The sequence below is a fragment of the Streptomyces sp. Ncost-T10-10d genome, assembly GCF_900091955.1.
GTDB lineage: Bacteria > Actinomycetota > Actinomycetes > Streptomycetales > Streptomycetaceae > Streptomyces.
The window spans coordinates 50,709-65,522 of the sequence record NZ_FMDF01000165.1 but is presented as its reverse complement, the minus strand read 5'-3'; the positions used below and the strand labels follow the sequence as shown (position 1 = coordinate 65,522).

The following is a 14,814-nucleotide window of genomic DNA, read 5'->3' as shown; positions in this document are numbered from 1 at the left end:
GTGAGCAGCCCGCTGCCGAGACCCACCACGAGAGCGAGGGCCGCCCACCACAGCGGGTACGGCGTGAGGCCGAGGGCCGCGTCGAGCGACCAAGCGCCTGGTCCGGTGGCAGCGAGAGCGGCGGCGGTGCCGATGAGGACGAGCGGGTACTCGTACCCGTCGTTCTGCACCCAGAGGCCGTTGTGCCATTTCACGGTGAGAGCGACCGTCATGACTCCGATGGCCCCGGTAGCCGCGAGCGGGGTCAGGAAGCCGGCGGCGAGCAGCAGACCCGATCCGATCTGGCCACCGCCCGCCGCCAGGGCGGTGAGGGATCCGCCGCGGAAGCCGTCGGCACGGAACTCCTCCGTACCGCCCTCGAGTCCCCTGCCGCCCAGGTGTGAGCTGATCTTCTGTACGCCATGGCCGGCGACGAGCAGGCCCACCAGCAGACGCAGGATCAGAATGCCGGTGTTCAAGGAGGTCAGCCTGCCGCGTGTGCGCCGATGATGCTCTGCGCGTACACGACGCCCAGGCCGTACGCGCCCGCGTGGGCCTTGACGATCTCCATGACCGCGCCGTACGTCTCCTGACGCGCCCAGTCACGCTGCAGCTCCAGCAGCACCTGCACCCAGGTCACCGGCACCGCGCCGGCGGCGATCATCCGCTGCAGCGCGTGCTCGTGGGCGGCCGGGCTGACGCCGCCGGAGGCGTCGGAGACCACGTACACCTCGTAACCCTGCTCCAGCGCGGACAGCGCGGGCAGCACCAAGCAGACCTCGGTCCACAGGCCCGCCAGGATGATCTTCTTGCGCCCGGTCGCCTTGACCGCCGCAACGAGCGCCTCGTCCTCCCAGGCGTTCATGGTCGTGCGGTCGATGACCTCGTGCTCGGGAAACACCTCGGCAAGCTGCGGCAGCAGGGGGCCGGAGAACGACTCGGCGGCGACCGTGGTCAGGACGGCCGGCACATCGAACGCCTGAGCCGCCTTGGCGAGACCCACGGTGCTGTTGATGATCGCGGCGCGGTCGCCGCTCCCGGTGCCGAAGAACATCTGCGGCTGGTGGTCGACGAAAAGCATGACCGCGTTGTCGGGCGTGAGCAGGTCCGCGCTGGGGGCAGCCTGCACCTTGTTGATGTCGAACACAAGAAGTCCTTTCGGAACAGTCGGTATCGCGCCCGCCGCATTCCCGCGGCTCGGCACACCCCGAAGCTATGACCGACTCGACCGACCGACTTTTCTCCCTGCGCCCAGGAATTGGCACGACAGTGCACTACCCGCTCAGGACCGGGACCACCGTCCGCTCCTCGATCACGCCACGTGCGCCGTCGCCCCGCTGTCGCCGCCCGCCTCGACCGGATCGACATCGAGGTCGATCTCCTCCACCGCATGGAAACGGAAGGTCGCAAGCACCTCGTCCACCGGCCGGACCCGCAGCTCAGCGCACTCGGCGTCAGCCGGGCGGGTACTCGGCAGCAGCGAGCCGGAACAGAACGGCGCCCGCACCGGATGCGGCACACCGTCGTAGCCTCCCGTACGCGTCCGCAGCCTGCTGCAGGGCCTCGCGGACAGCGAGATCATCCGGTACGTACTCCACCGGGGCGTTGCCCAGTGGACGAAGCCGGGGTAGGACCGGCTGGTCCTGCACCTCGGCCTGCGTATCCGGGAGCTGCTGCAATCGGACGGGCACGCCACCACCGACTGAACGGGCCGACCGCCACTCCCTGTCCCCTGTCGGTTCCACTGCTACGAAGTGACGTGGTTTTCGTCGGCCAATCCCTACGGAGCGCGGTGGTGGCGACGGACCTGGTCGAACGACAATGGGTTCAGGCACGAGCCGACGACGACATCGGCCGGCCATCGCGTGGGTTGCCGACACGGCGGAGCAAGGTACGCCGTGAAGGCTTGGCAGGAGAGTGAGACAGGGATCATGGGCGAGCTGACGACGAACGACCGCGTGCGGCTGACCTACCGGGACAGCGGGGGCGATGGCGTTCCTGACCCCGACCGCGACCTCATCGCGTTCGTCCCGAACAGATCAAGTCGACCCCGTCCTACGCCGGGATGCCCCTGCTCTACGACCACTGCGCGCAGGACTGGCGCGACGTCCTTCCCCGAGTGGACGTGCCGACCCTGGTGATCGGCTGCGAGGGAAGCCATGTGAGCCCAGTCTCGCAGCAGTTCATCGCCGGCCGGATCCCTGGCGCGCGGCTCCGTGTCTTCCCGGCCGGTGTTGTGAACTCCCACTTCCCCTTCCGCGAAAACCCGCCTGCCTTCAACGCGGTGGTCGACACCTTCCTTCCCGAAGTGGCGGACGCGGTCCCTCACACCGCGATCCCGTAAATCCCGCGCAGTACGCGGGCACTTCACATCACTTTGACGAACGACGGCACGACTGGAGCTCTTAATGACCAAGTCGGTCATTTCACGCATGCCGGAAAACGCAGAACAGCGCACTACGCAAATTCCTCAAGGCGCGGATTCCGGGCACTGCAGAACACTTCCCTGGGCATCACAGAAAGGAGATGACGCATGTTTGTACCTGGGAATCAAACGCCTCTCACCGGAGACGTTTCCCAAGAGGGAAGCTCAGCCCTCCCCGGCGGCCGGTGACCTTGTTCTCCTCGACGCCCTGCGCACCGAGCACCTGCTAGGCGGCAATGAATTCGTGTTCTGCCGCATCCCCTGCTCCTATCTGGGGATCGCGCAGGACGAGGTGCGGCACCTGACGGGCCTCCGGGTCAGCGGAGCCGGCGGCGTCGCGGCACTGGTGTCGAAGTTCCTGGCCGCGCTGATCGGCGAGGACGGGTTGTGGAACTCGATGAACGGCAAGCGGCTCGCCCTCAACGCCGTGGACGTCATCGCCCTGTTCGTTGCCGAACTCCTCGCGCCTTACCGGTCCGAGTCCACCGAGAACGGCAGCGAGATGCTGGCCCGCATACGGTCGTACATCGAAGAGAACCTGATGGACCCAGACCTGTCGCCGGAGTCGATCGCGCGCGCCCACCACATATCCGTCCGCTACCTGCACAAACTTTTCCAGGGCGACGGCACGACGGTGAGTACGCATGTACGGCAGCGCAGGCTCGCCGCCTGCCGCCTCGACCTCGGACGGCTGCCGAACCGCAGGCGCTCCGTGGCCGCGGTCGCGCAGAGCTGGGGCTTCGCCAGCCCCTCCCACTTCAGCCGTCTCTTCCGCCAGGCCTACGGCGAGTCGCCCAGCGAATGGCAGGTCTCGGCTTCCGTCCAGGAACGGAATCTCTGACACCTGCGTCCGGCGCCGCCGACAAGCCACTTGAGTGCGCTAGCTCACCGGCCTGCCCCCGGCCCTGCTCATCGTCGGCGAGGCCGACGTCCTGCGCGACGAGGGCGATGCCTACGCCAACAAGCTGCGCAAAGCCGGCGTCCCCTTCACCGCCGTCCGCTTCCAGGGCATCATCCACGACTTCGTCATGCTCAACGCCCTCCGCGAAACCCACGCCGCCCAGGCCGCCATCACGCTGGCTGTCGACACCCTGCACACCGCAACGACCACGGCGTGAGAAGAAAGAGTCCCCACATGTCTCCTGCTCCTCCCACGGTTGTCCTCGTGCACGGCGCCTTCGCCGACGCTGCGGGCTGGCTCGGCGTCATCGACGAACTCCAGCGCGACGGCATCGCGGTCCTCGCGGTGGCCAACCCACTGCGCGGCCTGACCTGCGACGCCGCCTACCTGGCCTCCGTGGTCTCTCAGATCGACGGTCCGGTGGTGCTCGTCGGCCACTCCTACGGCGGTGCTTTGATCACCGTGGCGGGCACTGCGGACAACGTCGTCGGACTCGTCTACATCGCCGCCTATGCCCCCGAAGAAGGCGAGAGCCTCAGCGAGTTGCAGGACCGCTTTCCCGCTCCTCCGCTCGTCGGCAGCCTGAAGCAGTGGACCTACCCGACCGACGGCGGGAAGACCGCCACCGAGGTCAGCATCGCCCCGGAGGCATTCCCCTCAGTCTTCGCCGCCGACGTCTCCCCGTCCGTCGTCAGGTTGCTGGCAGCTTCCCAACGTCCGCTGGCCGCCTCTGCGTTCACCGACGCGGCCTCTGCGGCGGCTTGGCGGACGAAACCTTGCTGGGCCCTCGTGGCCGACGCGGACCAGGCGATCAACCCCGATGTGGAGCGCTTCGGCGCCAGGCGGGCCGGCGCGACGACCGTCGAACTGGAAGGCGCTTCCCACGCGGTCGCCGTCTCCCGGCCGTCGGCGGTGGCGGACCTGATCCGCGACGCCGTCTGCGCGACGAGTTGACGAACACAGTCGAGTGACGCGAGAGGACGAGGCAAGTACCTTACGGGCGGGCCGGGGCCGATTGCGGCCCCGGCCCACTTCCGTGCCAGGGCAACGCCGCCCAGCCGGTACCCGCCCGACAACGTGGGCACGCACAGGCCACAGCCAGGGCGCGGACAGACAATCACGCCGCCCGGCAGTCCCTAGAGTTACTCACGTGTCGGCGATTTCCCGCTCGACAGAACCCGCGCGGAGTCCGACGGGAACCCTCCCGCAGAGTCCGCGGCCGCGGTCAGTGCACACCGCACACCAACCGGTCCCGAGGCCGGCCCGCGACATCTCACGGCAAACGGGCCACCACGACAGCCCCGACCCGTCCGACAGGCCGCACCACAGCCGACCACCCCATCGATGAGGGAGTTTCCCCATGCCCAGTTCCGACAAGCCGACCGTCGTCCTCGTGCACGGCGCCTTCGCCGACGCCTCCAGCTACGCCCAGGTCATCCCCCTGCTGATCGCCCGCGGCCTGGACGTGGTCGCCCCGGCCGTGCCCAACCGCAGCCTGATAGGGGATGCCGCCTACGTCGCCTCCATCGTCCGTCAGATCCCCGGTCCGGTCGTCCTGGTGGGCCACTCCTATGGTGGCGCCGTCATCACGGTCGCCGGCACCGAGGACAACGTCAAGGCACTGGTCTACCTGGCCGGTTACGCCTTGGAGAAGGGCGAGAGCCTCGGCGAACTGCAGGGCCGCTTCCCGGACAGCGACCTCGCCGCCGCACTCGTCTACACCCCCTTCCCGATAGAGGGCTCGGCCACGCCCGGCACCGACGTGTCGGTCCGAACCGACAAGTTCCCGGCCATCTTCGCCGCCGACGTCGACCCCCACCTCGCCTCCGTCCTCGCCGTGTCCCAGCGCCCGCTGGCCGCACAGGCCTTCGCCGATGCGGCCCCGGCCGCGGCCTGGAAGACCAAGCCGTCCTGGGGCCTGGTCGCCTCGTCCGACCACACCATCAACCCCGACGTGGAGCGCTACGGCTACCAGAGGGCCGGCATGACCACCGTCGAGGTCGACTCCTCCCACCTGGTGATGCTCGCCCACCCCGAGCGCGTCGTCGACCTGATCGAGGAAGCCGTAAGGGCCACTTCCGGCTGACCTCACGCGCACCCGCTCGCGCCCGTACGACCGACTGGCCGTCACGCCACGGTCGCCTCACCCCTTCGCAGAGAGCGAACGATGAACCCACCGATCTCACGCCGCACCATGGCCGTGTCCCTCCTGGCCGGCGCGGCCGCCCTGGGTACCGCCGGCGTCGCGCATGCCGCGCAGTCGGCGACGGCCGACCGTTCGGCCGAACGGCACGGCACAGCCGCGCCCACCATCATCCTGATCCACGGCGCGTTCGCCGACGCCTCCAGCTGGAGCGCGGTCGTCGAACGCCTGCAGCAACAGGGCCACCGTGTACTGGCACCGGCCCTGCCACTGCGCGGACTGGCAAGCGACTCCGCCTACATTCGCAGCGTTCTGGACAGCGTCACCGGACCGATCGTGCTGGTGGGGCACTCCTATGGCGGAGCGGTCATCAGCCAGGCCGCGGCCGACGCCCCGCAGGTCAAGGCACTGGTCTACATAGCCGCCTTCGTTCCCGACATCGGGGAGAGCGCACTCCAGCTCACCGACAAGTTCCCCGGCAGCACCCTGGGACAGGCCACCGCCACCCAGTACTACCCGTTGCCCGACGGTGGTCAGGGGGAGGAACTGGTCATCAAGAAGGACCTGTTCCGCAAGCAGTTCGCGGCCGGTGTCCCCCGAACGACCGCCCAGGTCATGGCCGCCGGACAGCGTCCGATCACCCTGGCAGCTCTCCAGGAGCCGGCCACCGCGGCCGCGTGGAAGAGGATCCCCAGCTGGTACCTCGTGGCCACCGAGGACCGCAACATCCCGCCGGCCGCCGAGCGCTGGATGGCCGAGCGCTCCCGCTCCCGCACGGTCACCGTCCGCGCCCCGCACGCAGCCGCCGTGAGCGATCCCGGCCCTGTCACCGGCCTGATCCTGCGGGCGGTCCGTTCCGTCCGCTCCGGCCACTGACCGGACGCCTTCCTCACCCACGCCTGCGAGATTCCACAAGAGGTCATGGGGCCGCGACCGTGGCCGTCGGGCCGCGGTCCCCTTCCTCGCTTCCGCATGGCCGGCCTCACCTGTCGAAGCGCCGCACGTGTACCGACCGAACACCTCGCCCGAATGGCTTCCCGCCGTACCGTCCTTCGCGGAACGGACCGGCAGACCGCCGTCGCCGTCTACTACGTGGCCTGCGTCAACCGGATCTTCGCGGGACCCGACGGCGTGGACGGGCCGTTCCTGCCCGAGGCGATCGTCGAGGTCTCCCGCCGGGCCAGGCGGCCGGTCTGGATACCGCCGGACCTGTCCGGTTCCTGCTGCGCGACCATCTGGCACTTCAAGGGTTACGACGACGGCAACACGGTCATGGCGAACCGCTTCGTCGAGCGGGCCTGGGAGTGGACCGACGGCGGACGTCTGCCGCGCGTCGTCGACGTGCCGTCCTGCACGCAGCGGAAGCACCGGGCTCTCACCGTCGTCGACTCGATCGTCTGGGCCGCCACGGAGTTGCTGCCCCACCTGAAGGTGGCCGACCGGATCGACAGCGTGGTGATACACCCCACGTGTTCGATGCGGCACCTGGGCGATACCGAACAGTTGCGTGCCGTCGCGCAGGACGTCCGCCTGCCCGTCTGCGCGGAGTGCTGCGGCTTCGCCGACGACCGGGGCCTGGAGCTGACCTGCGCCGTCAGCGGTGAGGAGATGCAGCGTGGCCGCACCCGGCAGCTCATCTTCTCCGTCCTCGCCCTCATCGCCAAGCTGTCCGGGGTGCCCCCGCTGCTGCCGGGAGACGTCATCTTCACCGGCACCCCAGCCGGTGTCGGCCTCGGCCGCACACCTCAGCCGGCTGGCCGCGGGCAATGAGCTCGTCAGCTCCGTCCAGGGCATCGGCGAGCTGCGACAACGGTTCGTCGGCTGACCCTCTGCGAGCTCCGCGACGGGCGGCAGCTGACATCTCAAGGGCCCGGCGCACCGGTGGCCCCAGCGGCGAGGGCCCACCGCCCCCTGTACCCGCCGCTCACCATCACCGGCCTGGAGCCGCAGGGCGACAACGGTGTCGTAGTCACCGCGGCCACCATCCACAACCAACGCGGCGAACTTGTGCTGTCCGGCCAGCACAAGTACCTCCTGCGACACCAGTGAATCCTGAGGAAGCAACATGACGCACCGTAGAACCCTCCTTGTCGCGCTCGCCTGTTGTACCGCACTGACCGGGTGCACGAGCCACACACCGGATGGCGGCCCGCCTGAGGTTGGCTCCACCTCCCCGACGTCGTCCGTAACCGGCCCGGGGTCCGTCGATATGGGCGGCTCCGGTCCCTCCGGCGAGCCGACGCCGACACCGACCGCGTCCGGCGGAGCGGGGACGGCGGCGCCATCGCCGACCGTACCGACGGTGAGACGCTGCCATACCTCCGAAGTGAGGGCGTCCCTCGGCCCCAATCGTCCCGGAGCCGGGCAGTCAAGCTTCGCCATCGTTTTGACCAACGGATCCAGCCACACCTGCACGCTGCACGGCTTCCCGGGCGTGGCGTTCGTCAACGCCGCCGGTGAGGCCGTCACCCCGGACCCAGGGCGAGCCACCGATCGGCAGGAACAGGCTGTGACGCTCAGCCCGGGAGACAGCGCTTGGTCGACGCTGGCATACACCAATCCAGCGGTTACTGGTGTCACCACTGTCACACCGGCGGCCCTGCTCGTCACCCCGCCCGACGAAACTGCTCCGATCTCAGTCCGCTGGACCGGGGGCAAGGTCTCCAACACGGGGAAGGCGTCCGTGCCCTGGGTGAGCCCCCTCATGCCAGGCAATGGCGCCTGACTCCGCCGAGCGCGGGAGCGGGAAGCGGCCACTTGCCGCCGGCTGCCAGGGTTGACACACATACTCCAGGCCCTGATTGCCGCGCCAAAAGTATCGGTGCCGTCTCCTTCCCCAAGTCCGCCGAGAAAAGTGCTGTGCACTCCCGGACAGAAGAGGGCGTCGGCGGAGAGGTCAGCCGCTTCGTTCACAGGACGACGCGACCGGGCGACGCAAACTTCCAACCTGGACATCGGCCGCAGTCGAGGGCGCTCACTGATGCGGCAGAATGGCTGAAAGTAATCTTTCTGGAGGCTGTGTGCTGCTACTCGACCTCAACACCGTGTCGCCTCGTGAGCGAGTAGATGCATTCCACCACGCGTTGACGGATTCGTTGGTGCCCAACGACGTTGCCCACGAGGAGCCGGAGACCGGTATCCACGCACGCATGGAACTATGGCGTGTTGGCGGACTGGACTTCTTCGCCACTCGGAATTCAGGCTTTGAAGTGCGGCGGACAGCCCGACACGTACGCCACCACAGGAGCCGCCCCATAGTCTCGGTCTCGCTCCAGCCCCTGGGTGTCCACCGGGCCGAAGTCTCAGGTCGGCAGGAATTTCTGGGCTTCGATGACATCTGCGTCTTCCATGAGTTGTCGCCCCGCGTGTACGGCTGGTCCGGCGACGGGGCATCCCAGTCCATAATGTTCGATATGCACCGCCTCGGCGTGCCGGTGGATGCGGTGGTGCGAGCATCCCTGCAGTTGCGCGCCAGTCCGCTCTATGGCCTGGTGCTGCAGCATCTGCGGGGGGTGTGGCGCGATCCCGGCCGACTGGAGGCTGATCCCGGCTCGGAGGCTCTGGCGTCTGCCACGACGGAACTCGTACGCGCATTGCTTCTCTCGGCCGCGCACGCCGAACAGACCGCCGAGGTCAGATCGACGATGGACGACACCCTGGTCACGCGGATCATGGCCTACGCGCGGTCCCACCTGGCGGACCGTGACCTGACACCGGAGCGGATCGCAGCGGAGCACGCCGTCTCACTTCGTCGGCTCTACGCTCTGCTCAGCGGGGCAGGGATCAGCCTGGAGCAGTGGCTCATCGCAGAGCGGCTCGGGAAAGCGCGGCGCATGCTGGCCTCTGCACGTTATGACCGCTTGACCATCGCCGCGGTCTCCGCTCGGTGCGGGTTCAGCAGCCCGAGTCACTTCAGCCGCCGTTTTCATGCAGCCTACGGGGTGGCCCCGAGCGAATGGCGGCGGCTTGGTGGCGCCGTCACCGTGGACGGGCCCGAGTGACCTGCTGGGACTGCGTCGGCAAGGCCTGTCCGGAGCGGCTTTCCGCAGGTGTCGAGCAACGTCATGCCACGTGCAAGGCGGTGTGCAAGGTATCGGTCATCTGAATACGTGCCGCCTTGGACGCCTCCGTGCCGCGGAGCAGATCGAACAGAACGAATGCGTGAATCGTGCCGTGATAGCGGATCGACACGACCGGGACATCCGCTTGCCTCAAATGCGCTGCATAGGCCTCACCCTCGTCACGGAGCACGTCGGCCTCGGCGGTGATGACGAGCGTGGGCGGCAGGCCTACGAGACATCGGGTGGGCGCACGCAGAGGTGAAACGGTGCCCTGTGCGCGGTCCCGCGGATCCGGTGCGTACTGCTGCCAGTAGTCGCGCATGGCGGCGCGGCTCAGGAAGTACCCTTCGGCGAACTGGCGATAGGAAAGAGTGTCCATCGCCGCGTCGGTCACCGGGCAGACCAGCACTTGGTGGCGGAAGCGCGGGCCGCGGCGCATCCGCGCCACGAGGGTGAGCGCGGCCGCGTGCTGGGCACCTGCGCTGGCGCCGACAACCGCGATCCTGGTCCCGTCCAGTCCGCATCCCGCGCCATGCCGGGCTATCCACTGGGCTATGGCGTATGCCCGCTCAACGGCATCCGGGTGGCGCGCGTGCTTTGGCACGTCGTACTCAGGGACCACCACGGCCGCATCCGCTCCGAGCGCCAGATCCACCACCAGTTGCCGATGTGCGTAGGCATCGGTCAGCATCCAGCCAAGCCCATGCAGATAGAGCACTACTGGCAGCGGCTCATGAGCACCCGCGGGACGGAGAATCCTCACCCGGATGCGACTCCTGTCACTTCCCGGCAAAGCCAGCCACTCCTCCTCGACATCGGGCTCATCACGGCCGCCGCCGCTCCAGAGAGCCGCCATGCGTGCCCTCGACGCGGCGCTGTCGGTGTGCGGGGAAGCGGGCCATTGACAAGACTCGATGAAGGCACGCGTCTGCCGCCCGAGGACGGGCGTCACCCACGGAACTTGAACGTCTTCTTGCACAAGCACTCCTACGCGGGGGCGATTCACAGGCCACTCGGAGGGGCGGCCGGCGCGCTCGCCGCCGACCGGACAGGCGCTCTGCGTCGGAAGCGATCTGCCGACGCAGAGGCGTGCACCTGTACACGCTGGTCAACGCATCCGCTCGGAGACCAGGGCGCGCCAGCGAAACGACCGGGCAACGAGCCACGGGATCAGCCTGCGGCAGTTCCGCAACAGATGCGCGACTGCCAGGCACTCCCTGCGGACACAGACAAGAGCCGTGCACTGTGGGGCATCGCGGCAGTGTCACCGTATCTCAAGGACATGCGGGATCGGAGCGATACGGGTTCGGGACCAGTACGTGAGGAGCCGGCGCTGAATCCTGGCCCACCGGTCTCGCGTCGCAGAGAGATGACCACGAATGAGGACTGCTATGACCGAACAGTTGCGGCGAGCCCCCGTCGGCAGTGCCGCGCTGCAAGAACTGATCGAGGACCTTGCGGAGTCACTCCGCCGGTCCGTGGCCGTGGCCGACCCCCTCGTCAGGCTCATCTGCTCGAGTCGGCACTTCGATGACGCGGACCCGGCACGCGTCTACAGCCTTCTGCAGGGACAAGCGAGCAGCGAAGTCACTCGTCACGTCCTCGATCAGGGCGTCACTCAGCGGTCCAAGCCGGGTTTCATCGAGGGCCGGGACGATCTCGGGTTGCTCCCTCGCTACTGCGTGCCGCTGCGTGAGCGCGGCCATTTCCTCGGTCTGCTGATGGTTGTCGCGCCGGACACGTCCTTGGCTCCGGAGGTATCCGAGGCCATCGCCCGGGCAACGCCCGCCATCGTCGGCCAGATGTACGCTGATCACGTCTTGGCCGATGCTGAGAAGACCAGGGAGCAGAAGCTTCTTCTGTCGCTGCTGGGCTCAAGCCCGGTCGCGCGCGCTGAGTCCCGAAAGCAGCTTCTGGACGACGCGCTGCTCCCGGACGCCCCCCACGCGGTGGTCAGCGTTGTGCAGGTGGCACGCTCCCATGTGTCTCCTGGGCAGGTGGCGACCGCACTGCGCGGGGCGCTGGAGGGATTTCGCCGTACCCGATCAGCAAACGGCGCCTTCGCGGTCACATCGGACCGAGCCGTCCTGCTCCAGCTCGCCGACCGGCCGTTGAAACAGGAAGCGCTCCGGGAGCAATCCACGCACATCATGGAAGCCCTCGGCACTCATCTGGACGCCTCAGCCGCTCCCGTCATCGGCATCGGCGGTCATCAGACGGGTCTTGCCGAAGCATGGACTTCCTACGAACAGGCGCTCGTCGCGGTGCGCGCGGCACGCCGGATGCCTGAACTGAACGGCATCGGCTCCTGGGAGGAGCTCGGTGAGTTCGCTGTGCTCCTGCAACTGCCGGACCGCACCGTGGACGAGTCACTGCTCCCGAAGCCGCTGCGTGCCCTGCTGGAATCCAGCGGCGGACATCGCCTGGAGAAGACCCTGCGGTGCTTCCTCGATCAAGCCGGATCGATACCCAGGACCGCCGAAGCACTTCAGATCCACCGCACTTCGCTGTACTACCGGCTGCGGCAGATCCAGGAAATCACCGGGCTCGATCTGGACAACGGGGCGGACCGCATCACCTTGCACTTGGGCCTGCGTATCCGGGAACTCCTCGTACCTGCCGGCGTGTTCGGCGACGACGGCCAGTGCCAGGGGCAGGCCGCCACACGGGGCGGTGATCTCGTCGGCCGCGGCAGGTCCGGCGGCCAGACACTCGGCGCCGATCCGCAGGGCCGGCGCAGCGCGAGCGTCCGCCGGGGACGGCAGTTCCAGCCGCAGCGGACGAGCGCCCGACGCGATCGGAATGGGCAGTCCGTCGCGGCTGGTGACCACGGTCAGGTCGAAGCCGCTTAGCTCCACATGGAGTTGGCCATCCGGGAACCGGTCGGCGGGCGGGCTGGGTTCAATGCACCTCCGCATGCAGGCCGCAGGCTGTCGGCGTCAGTGCCGCTGCTGCATCGCGGCCCCGACCTTCTGCCAGCGCTCCGGATCGTCCAGTCCGGTTCACCCGCACCCATCCCCGTCGGCGCGGGGACGGTGCCTTCACCGCCCCGCAGGAAGTCGATGCTGAACGCACCGATCGCGCGCAAGTCGACGTGCTGTCCGCGGGACGCCCCGATGGGCGGCCCAAGAGCAATGATGGTGCGGCGCACGCTGCCGCAGCGGGCCCGGACGCTGATCGGTCCCTGGTGCTTCGTCGACCACTACGGCCCGGACGACGTCGCCGACACGGGCGGCATGGACGTCGCTCCCCATCCGCACACCGGTCCGCAGACCGTGAGCTGGCTGTTCAGCGGGGTGACTACCCGCGCCACCACACGCTCCCCGGAATCGGACGCCGTCGACGTGGAGCCATCGCGACGACGCCACCGACTGCCCGGATATGGTCCTCGGCCTCTTGAGGGGGCTGCCGCAAGGTCCGCCGCGGCTGTTCCGCGACCGCGTGGGTGATCCGGTTGAACCCCCTGCGCTCCGGCCGCCGCGGGGTCCCAAGGAGCCGGCAAGGCGGACAGTGGCAGGTTCATCTCTGAATGAGATGACTGACATTCCGAAGCATCGCCTCAGGTGAGGAAGCACCGAGGGCGGAACGGCGCTTGTGCCTGCGTGACGGCACCGAAGAGGCTGCCGGTCGCCCCACACCACGTCCGTCCGCGCCGGAACCCCGGCTCACCCCTTCGAGAAGGCACACATGTCCGCATCATCAGAGCTCCGGGCCTCGCGCCGGTCCGCCGCCACCACGGCCCCCCATGGCGTGCCGGGTTGGCTGATAGCGCTCCTGGCCGTCGCATCCGGCATGACGGTCGCCAACCTGTACTACGCCCAGCCCCTGCTGTCCTCACTGAGCGACGTCTTCCACACCAGCACCGCCACCACCGGGGCACTGATCACCCTCACCCAGGTCGGCTACGTGATCGGCATGCTCTTCCTGGTCCCGCTCGGCGACCGGCTGGAGAAGCGCAACCTGATCACCGCCCTGCTGACGGTCACCACCCTCGCCCTCCTCGCGGCCGGACTCGCCACCAGCTTCCCCATGTTGCTGATCGCCTCACTCGTCAGCGGCGCTACCTCGGTCGTCGCCCAGATCCTCGTGCCGTTCGCCGCGAGCCTCGCACCCGACCACGCCCGCGGCCGCATCGTCGGCCGGGTGATGAGCGGTCTGCTCACCGGCATCCTGCTCTCCCGTACGCTGAGCAGCCTGGTCTCCGACCTCGCCGGCTGGCGCACCGTCTTTCTCGGTTCCGCCGCACTGATGGCCCTGCTCGCCGTGGCCCTGCGCGCGGCCCTGCCCGAGCACGCGCCGACCACCACCATCCCCTACCACCATGTGCTGCGCTCCACCGTTCGGCTGGTGCGCACGCACCCGGCACTGCTGCGCCGCGGCCTCTACCAGGCCGCGATGTTCGGCGCCTTCAGCGCGTTCTGGACCACGGTCTCCTTCGTCCTGACCGGTCCTGGCTTCCACTACTCCCCGGTCGGCGTCGGTGTGTTCGCCCTCGTCGGAGCGGCCGGAGCGGCCGTCGCCCCGTTCGCCGGGCACTGGGCCGACCGCGGGCTCGTACGCCCCGTGACCGGCATCGCCTTCGTGGTCGCCGCCGTGTCCTTCGCACTAGCCGGGTTCGGCGGGCACAGCGTCATCCTGCTCGCCCTGGCCGCCATCCTCATCGACATGGCGGTACAGGCGACTCTGATCCTCGGCCAGCACACCGTCTACCAGCTCGACCCCGATGCCCGCGCCCGCCTCAACAGCGCCTTCATCGCCATGTTCTTCGCGGGCGGAGCGGCCGGATCCCAGCTCGGCTCCACCGTCTACCACGCTTGGGGCTGGAGCGCCGTCGCCGCCCTCGGCGCCGCTCTGCCCCTGGTCGCCCTCCTCTACTGGGCCACCGAACGCCGACAGGGGACGGAAGCGAAGCCGGGCACGGCAAGCCTGCCTGGGGACTGAACGGGATATGCTCAGTTCACGCTCAGCTTGCCCCTCAGCCGGCTGCGAGAGGTGGTCCCGAGCTTCGGGAAGATGCGGTGCAGGTGCGCGCCGATCGTACGCGGTGACAGATACAGCTGCTGGCCTATCTCCTTGTTGGAGAGGCCTTCCGCTGCGAGCTGGGCGATCTGGAGCTCCTGAGGCGTGAGCAGGTCCCAGTCGGTAAGGCTTTGACGCTTGCTGCCCTCGCCCGCCGAGCGGGCGAGGGCAGGCCTGTTCGCGCCATGGCTCCACACCGAGGGCCGCGAAGGACTCTCGGGCGATCCGCAGCGGAGCGCGGGCTTCCATCACGCGACGACGACGTCGGCTTCGGCAGGCGAGTACA

At 68.6% G+C, this 14,814-nt stretch carries 16 protein-coding genes and 2 pseudogenes; 13 read left to right on the top strand and 5 right to left on the bottom strand.

What is annotated here, in order from left to right:
- The 3 genes from GA0115254_RS29745 to GA0115254_RS43430 form a co-directional block, all read right to left on the bottom strand.
- Positions 1 to 458: DoxX family protein (locus GA0115254_RS29745; protein WP_093898368.1), on the bottom strand; the 458-nt coding region annotated here is incomplete at its 3' end.
- Positions 459 to 463: 5 nt separating this feature from the next.
- Positions 464 to 1,126, bottom strand: coding sequence for a hydrolase (locus GA0115254_RS29740; RefSeq protein WP_093898367.1), 663 nt, complete (start codon positions 1,124 to 1,126; stop codon positions 464 to 466).
- A 165-nt stretch (positions 1,127 to 1,291) separates the two neighbouring features.
- Positions 1,292 to 1,561 (bottom strand): hypothetical protein, encoded by a 270-nt coding sequence (locus GA0115254_RS43430; protein WP_107451422.1) that lies wholly within the window; start codon positions 1,559 to 1,561, stop codon positions 1,292 to 1,294.
- 483 nt (positions 1,562 to 2,044) lie between these two features.
- Here GA0115254_RS43430 and GA0115254_RS29730 point away from each other — a divergent pair, with 483 nt between their 5' ends.
- The 10 genes and pseudogenes from GA0115254_RS29730 to GA0115254_RS29685 all read left to right on the top strand — a co-directional run bounded on the left by GA0115254_RS29730 (position 2,045) and on the right by GA0115254_RS29685 (position 9,449).
- The gene (locus GA0115254_RS29730) at positions 2,045 to 2,323 is read left to right on the top strand and encodes an alpha/beta fold hydrolase (protein ID WP_256102849.1); all 279 of its coding nucleotides are present in this window, start codon (positions 2,045 to 2,047) and stop codon (positions 2,321 to 2,323) included.
- Between the two features lie 193 nt (positions 2,324 to 2,516).
- Positions 2,517 to 3,245 (top strand): helix-turn-helix domain-containing protein, encoded by a 729-nt coding sequence (locus GA0115254_RS29725; RefSeq protein ID WP_256102848.1) that lies wholly within the window; start codon positions 2,517 to 2,519, stop codon positions 3,243 to 3,245.
- A 43-nt stretch (positions 3,246 to 3,288) separates the two neighbouring features.
- Positions 3,289 to 3,522 (top strand): annotated as a pseudogene (locus GA0115254_RS29720) (alpha/beta hydrolase); the annotation flags it as partial.
- A 17-nt stretch (positions 3,523 to 3,539) separates the two neighbouring features.
- A complete protein-coding gene (locus GA0115254_RS29715; RefSeq protein ID WP_093898365.1) occupies positions 3,540 to 4,259 on the top strand; it encodes an alpha/beta fold hydrolase in 720 nt (239 codons plus the stop codon).
- A gap of 406 nt (positions 4,260 to 4,665) precedes the next feature.
- Entirely contained in the window at positions 4,666 to 5,391 is a 726-nt protein-coding gene (locus GA0115254_RS29710) for an alpha/beta fold hydrolase (RefSeq protein WP_093898364.1), read from the top strand.
- An 81-nt stretch (positions 5,392 to 5,472) separates the two neighbouring features.
- Complete coding sequence (locus GA0115254_RS29705) at positions 5,473 to 6,324, top strand: alpha/beta fold hydrolase (RefSeq protein ID WP_256102847.1); 852 nt, start codon at positions 5,473 to 5,475, stop codon at positions 6,322 to 6,324.
- Between the two features lie 153 nt (positions 6,325 to 6,477).
- Positions 6,478 to 7,218: a fumarylacetoacetate hydrolase family protein gene (locus GA0115254_RS47890; RefSeq protein ID WP_176740349.1), complete on the top strand. Its 741-nt coding sequence runs from the start codon at positions 6,478 to 6,480 to the stop codon at positions 7,216 to 7,218.
- A gap of 111 nt (positions 7,219 to 7,329) precedes the next feature.
- Positions 7,330 to 7,497, top strand: a complete 168-nt coding sequence (locus GA0115254_RS29695; RefSeq protein ID WP_256102846.1) for a hypothetical protein — start codon at positions 7,330 to 7,332, stop codon at positions 7,495 to 7,497.
- Positions 7,498 to 7,513: 16 nt separating this feature from the next.
- Complete coding sequence (locus GA0115254_RS29690; RefSeq protein ID WP_093898361.1) at positions 7,514 to 8,173, top strand: DUF4232 domain-containing protein; 660 nt, start codon at positions 7,514 to 7,516, stop codon at positions 8,171 to 8,173.
- A 265-nt stretch (positions 8,174 to 8,438) separates the two neighbouring features.
- On the top strand, positions 8,439 to 9,449 hold the full coding sequence (locus GA0115254_RS29685; RefSeq protein WP_256102844.1) for an AraC family transcriptional regulator: 1,011 nt from the start codon (positions 8,439 to 8,441) through the stop codon (positions 9,447 to 9,449).
- A 61-nt stretch (positions 9,450 to 9,510) separates the two neighbouring features.
- Here GA0115254_RS29685 and GA0115254_RS29680 read toward each other — a convergent pair whose 3' ends face one another.
- On the bottom strand, positions 9,511 to 10,488 hold the full coding sequence (locus GA0115254_RS29680; RefSeq protein WP_093898359.1) for an alpha/beta hydrolase: 978 nt from the start codon (positions 10,486 to 10,488) through the stop codon (positions 9,511 to 9,513).
- Between the two features lie 412 nt (positions 10,489 to 10,900).
- Between GA0115254_RS29680 and GA0115254_RS29675 the strand changes: the two genes are divergently transcribed.
- The 3 genes and pseudogenes from GA0115254_RS29675 to GA0115254_RS29665 all read left to right on the top strand — a co-directional run bounded on the left by GA0115254_RS29675 (position 10,901) and on the right by GA0115254_RS29665 (position 14,450).
- Positions 10,901 to 12,361, top strand: a complete 1,461-nt coding sequence (locus tag GA0115254_RS29675) for a PucR family transcriptional regulator (RefSeq protein ID WP_256102842.1) — start codon at positions 10,901 to 10,903, stop codon at positions 12,359 to 12,361.
- A gap of 210 nt (positions 12,362 to 12,571) precedes the next feature.
- Positions 12,572 to 12,805: pseudogene (locus tag GA0115254_RS29670) on the top strand (pirin family protein); the annotation flags it as partial.
- 454 nt (positions 12,806 to 13,259) lie between these two features.
- Positions 13,260 to 14,450, top strand: coding sequence for an MFS transporter (locus tag GA0115254_RS29665; RefSeq protein WP_370740965.1), 1,191 nt, complete (start codon positions 13,260 to 13,262; stop codon positions 14,448 to 14,450).
- A gap of 11 nt (positions 14,451 to 14,461) precedes the next feature.
- Here the strand turns inward: GA0115254_RS29665 and GA0115254_RS29660 are convergent, their stop codons facing one another.
- Positions 14,462 to 14,725 carry a response regulator transcription factor gene (locus tag GA0115254_RS29660; protein ID WP_218105591.1) on the bottom strand — a complete coding sequence of 88 codons (264 nt, stop codon included), beginning with the start codon at positions 14,723 to 14,725 and terminating at the stop codon, positions 14,462 to 14,464.
- Positions 14,726 to 14,814 lie beyond the last annotated feature (89 nt).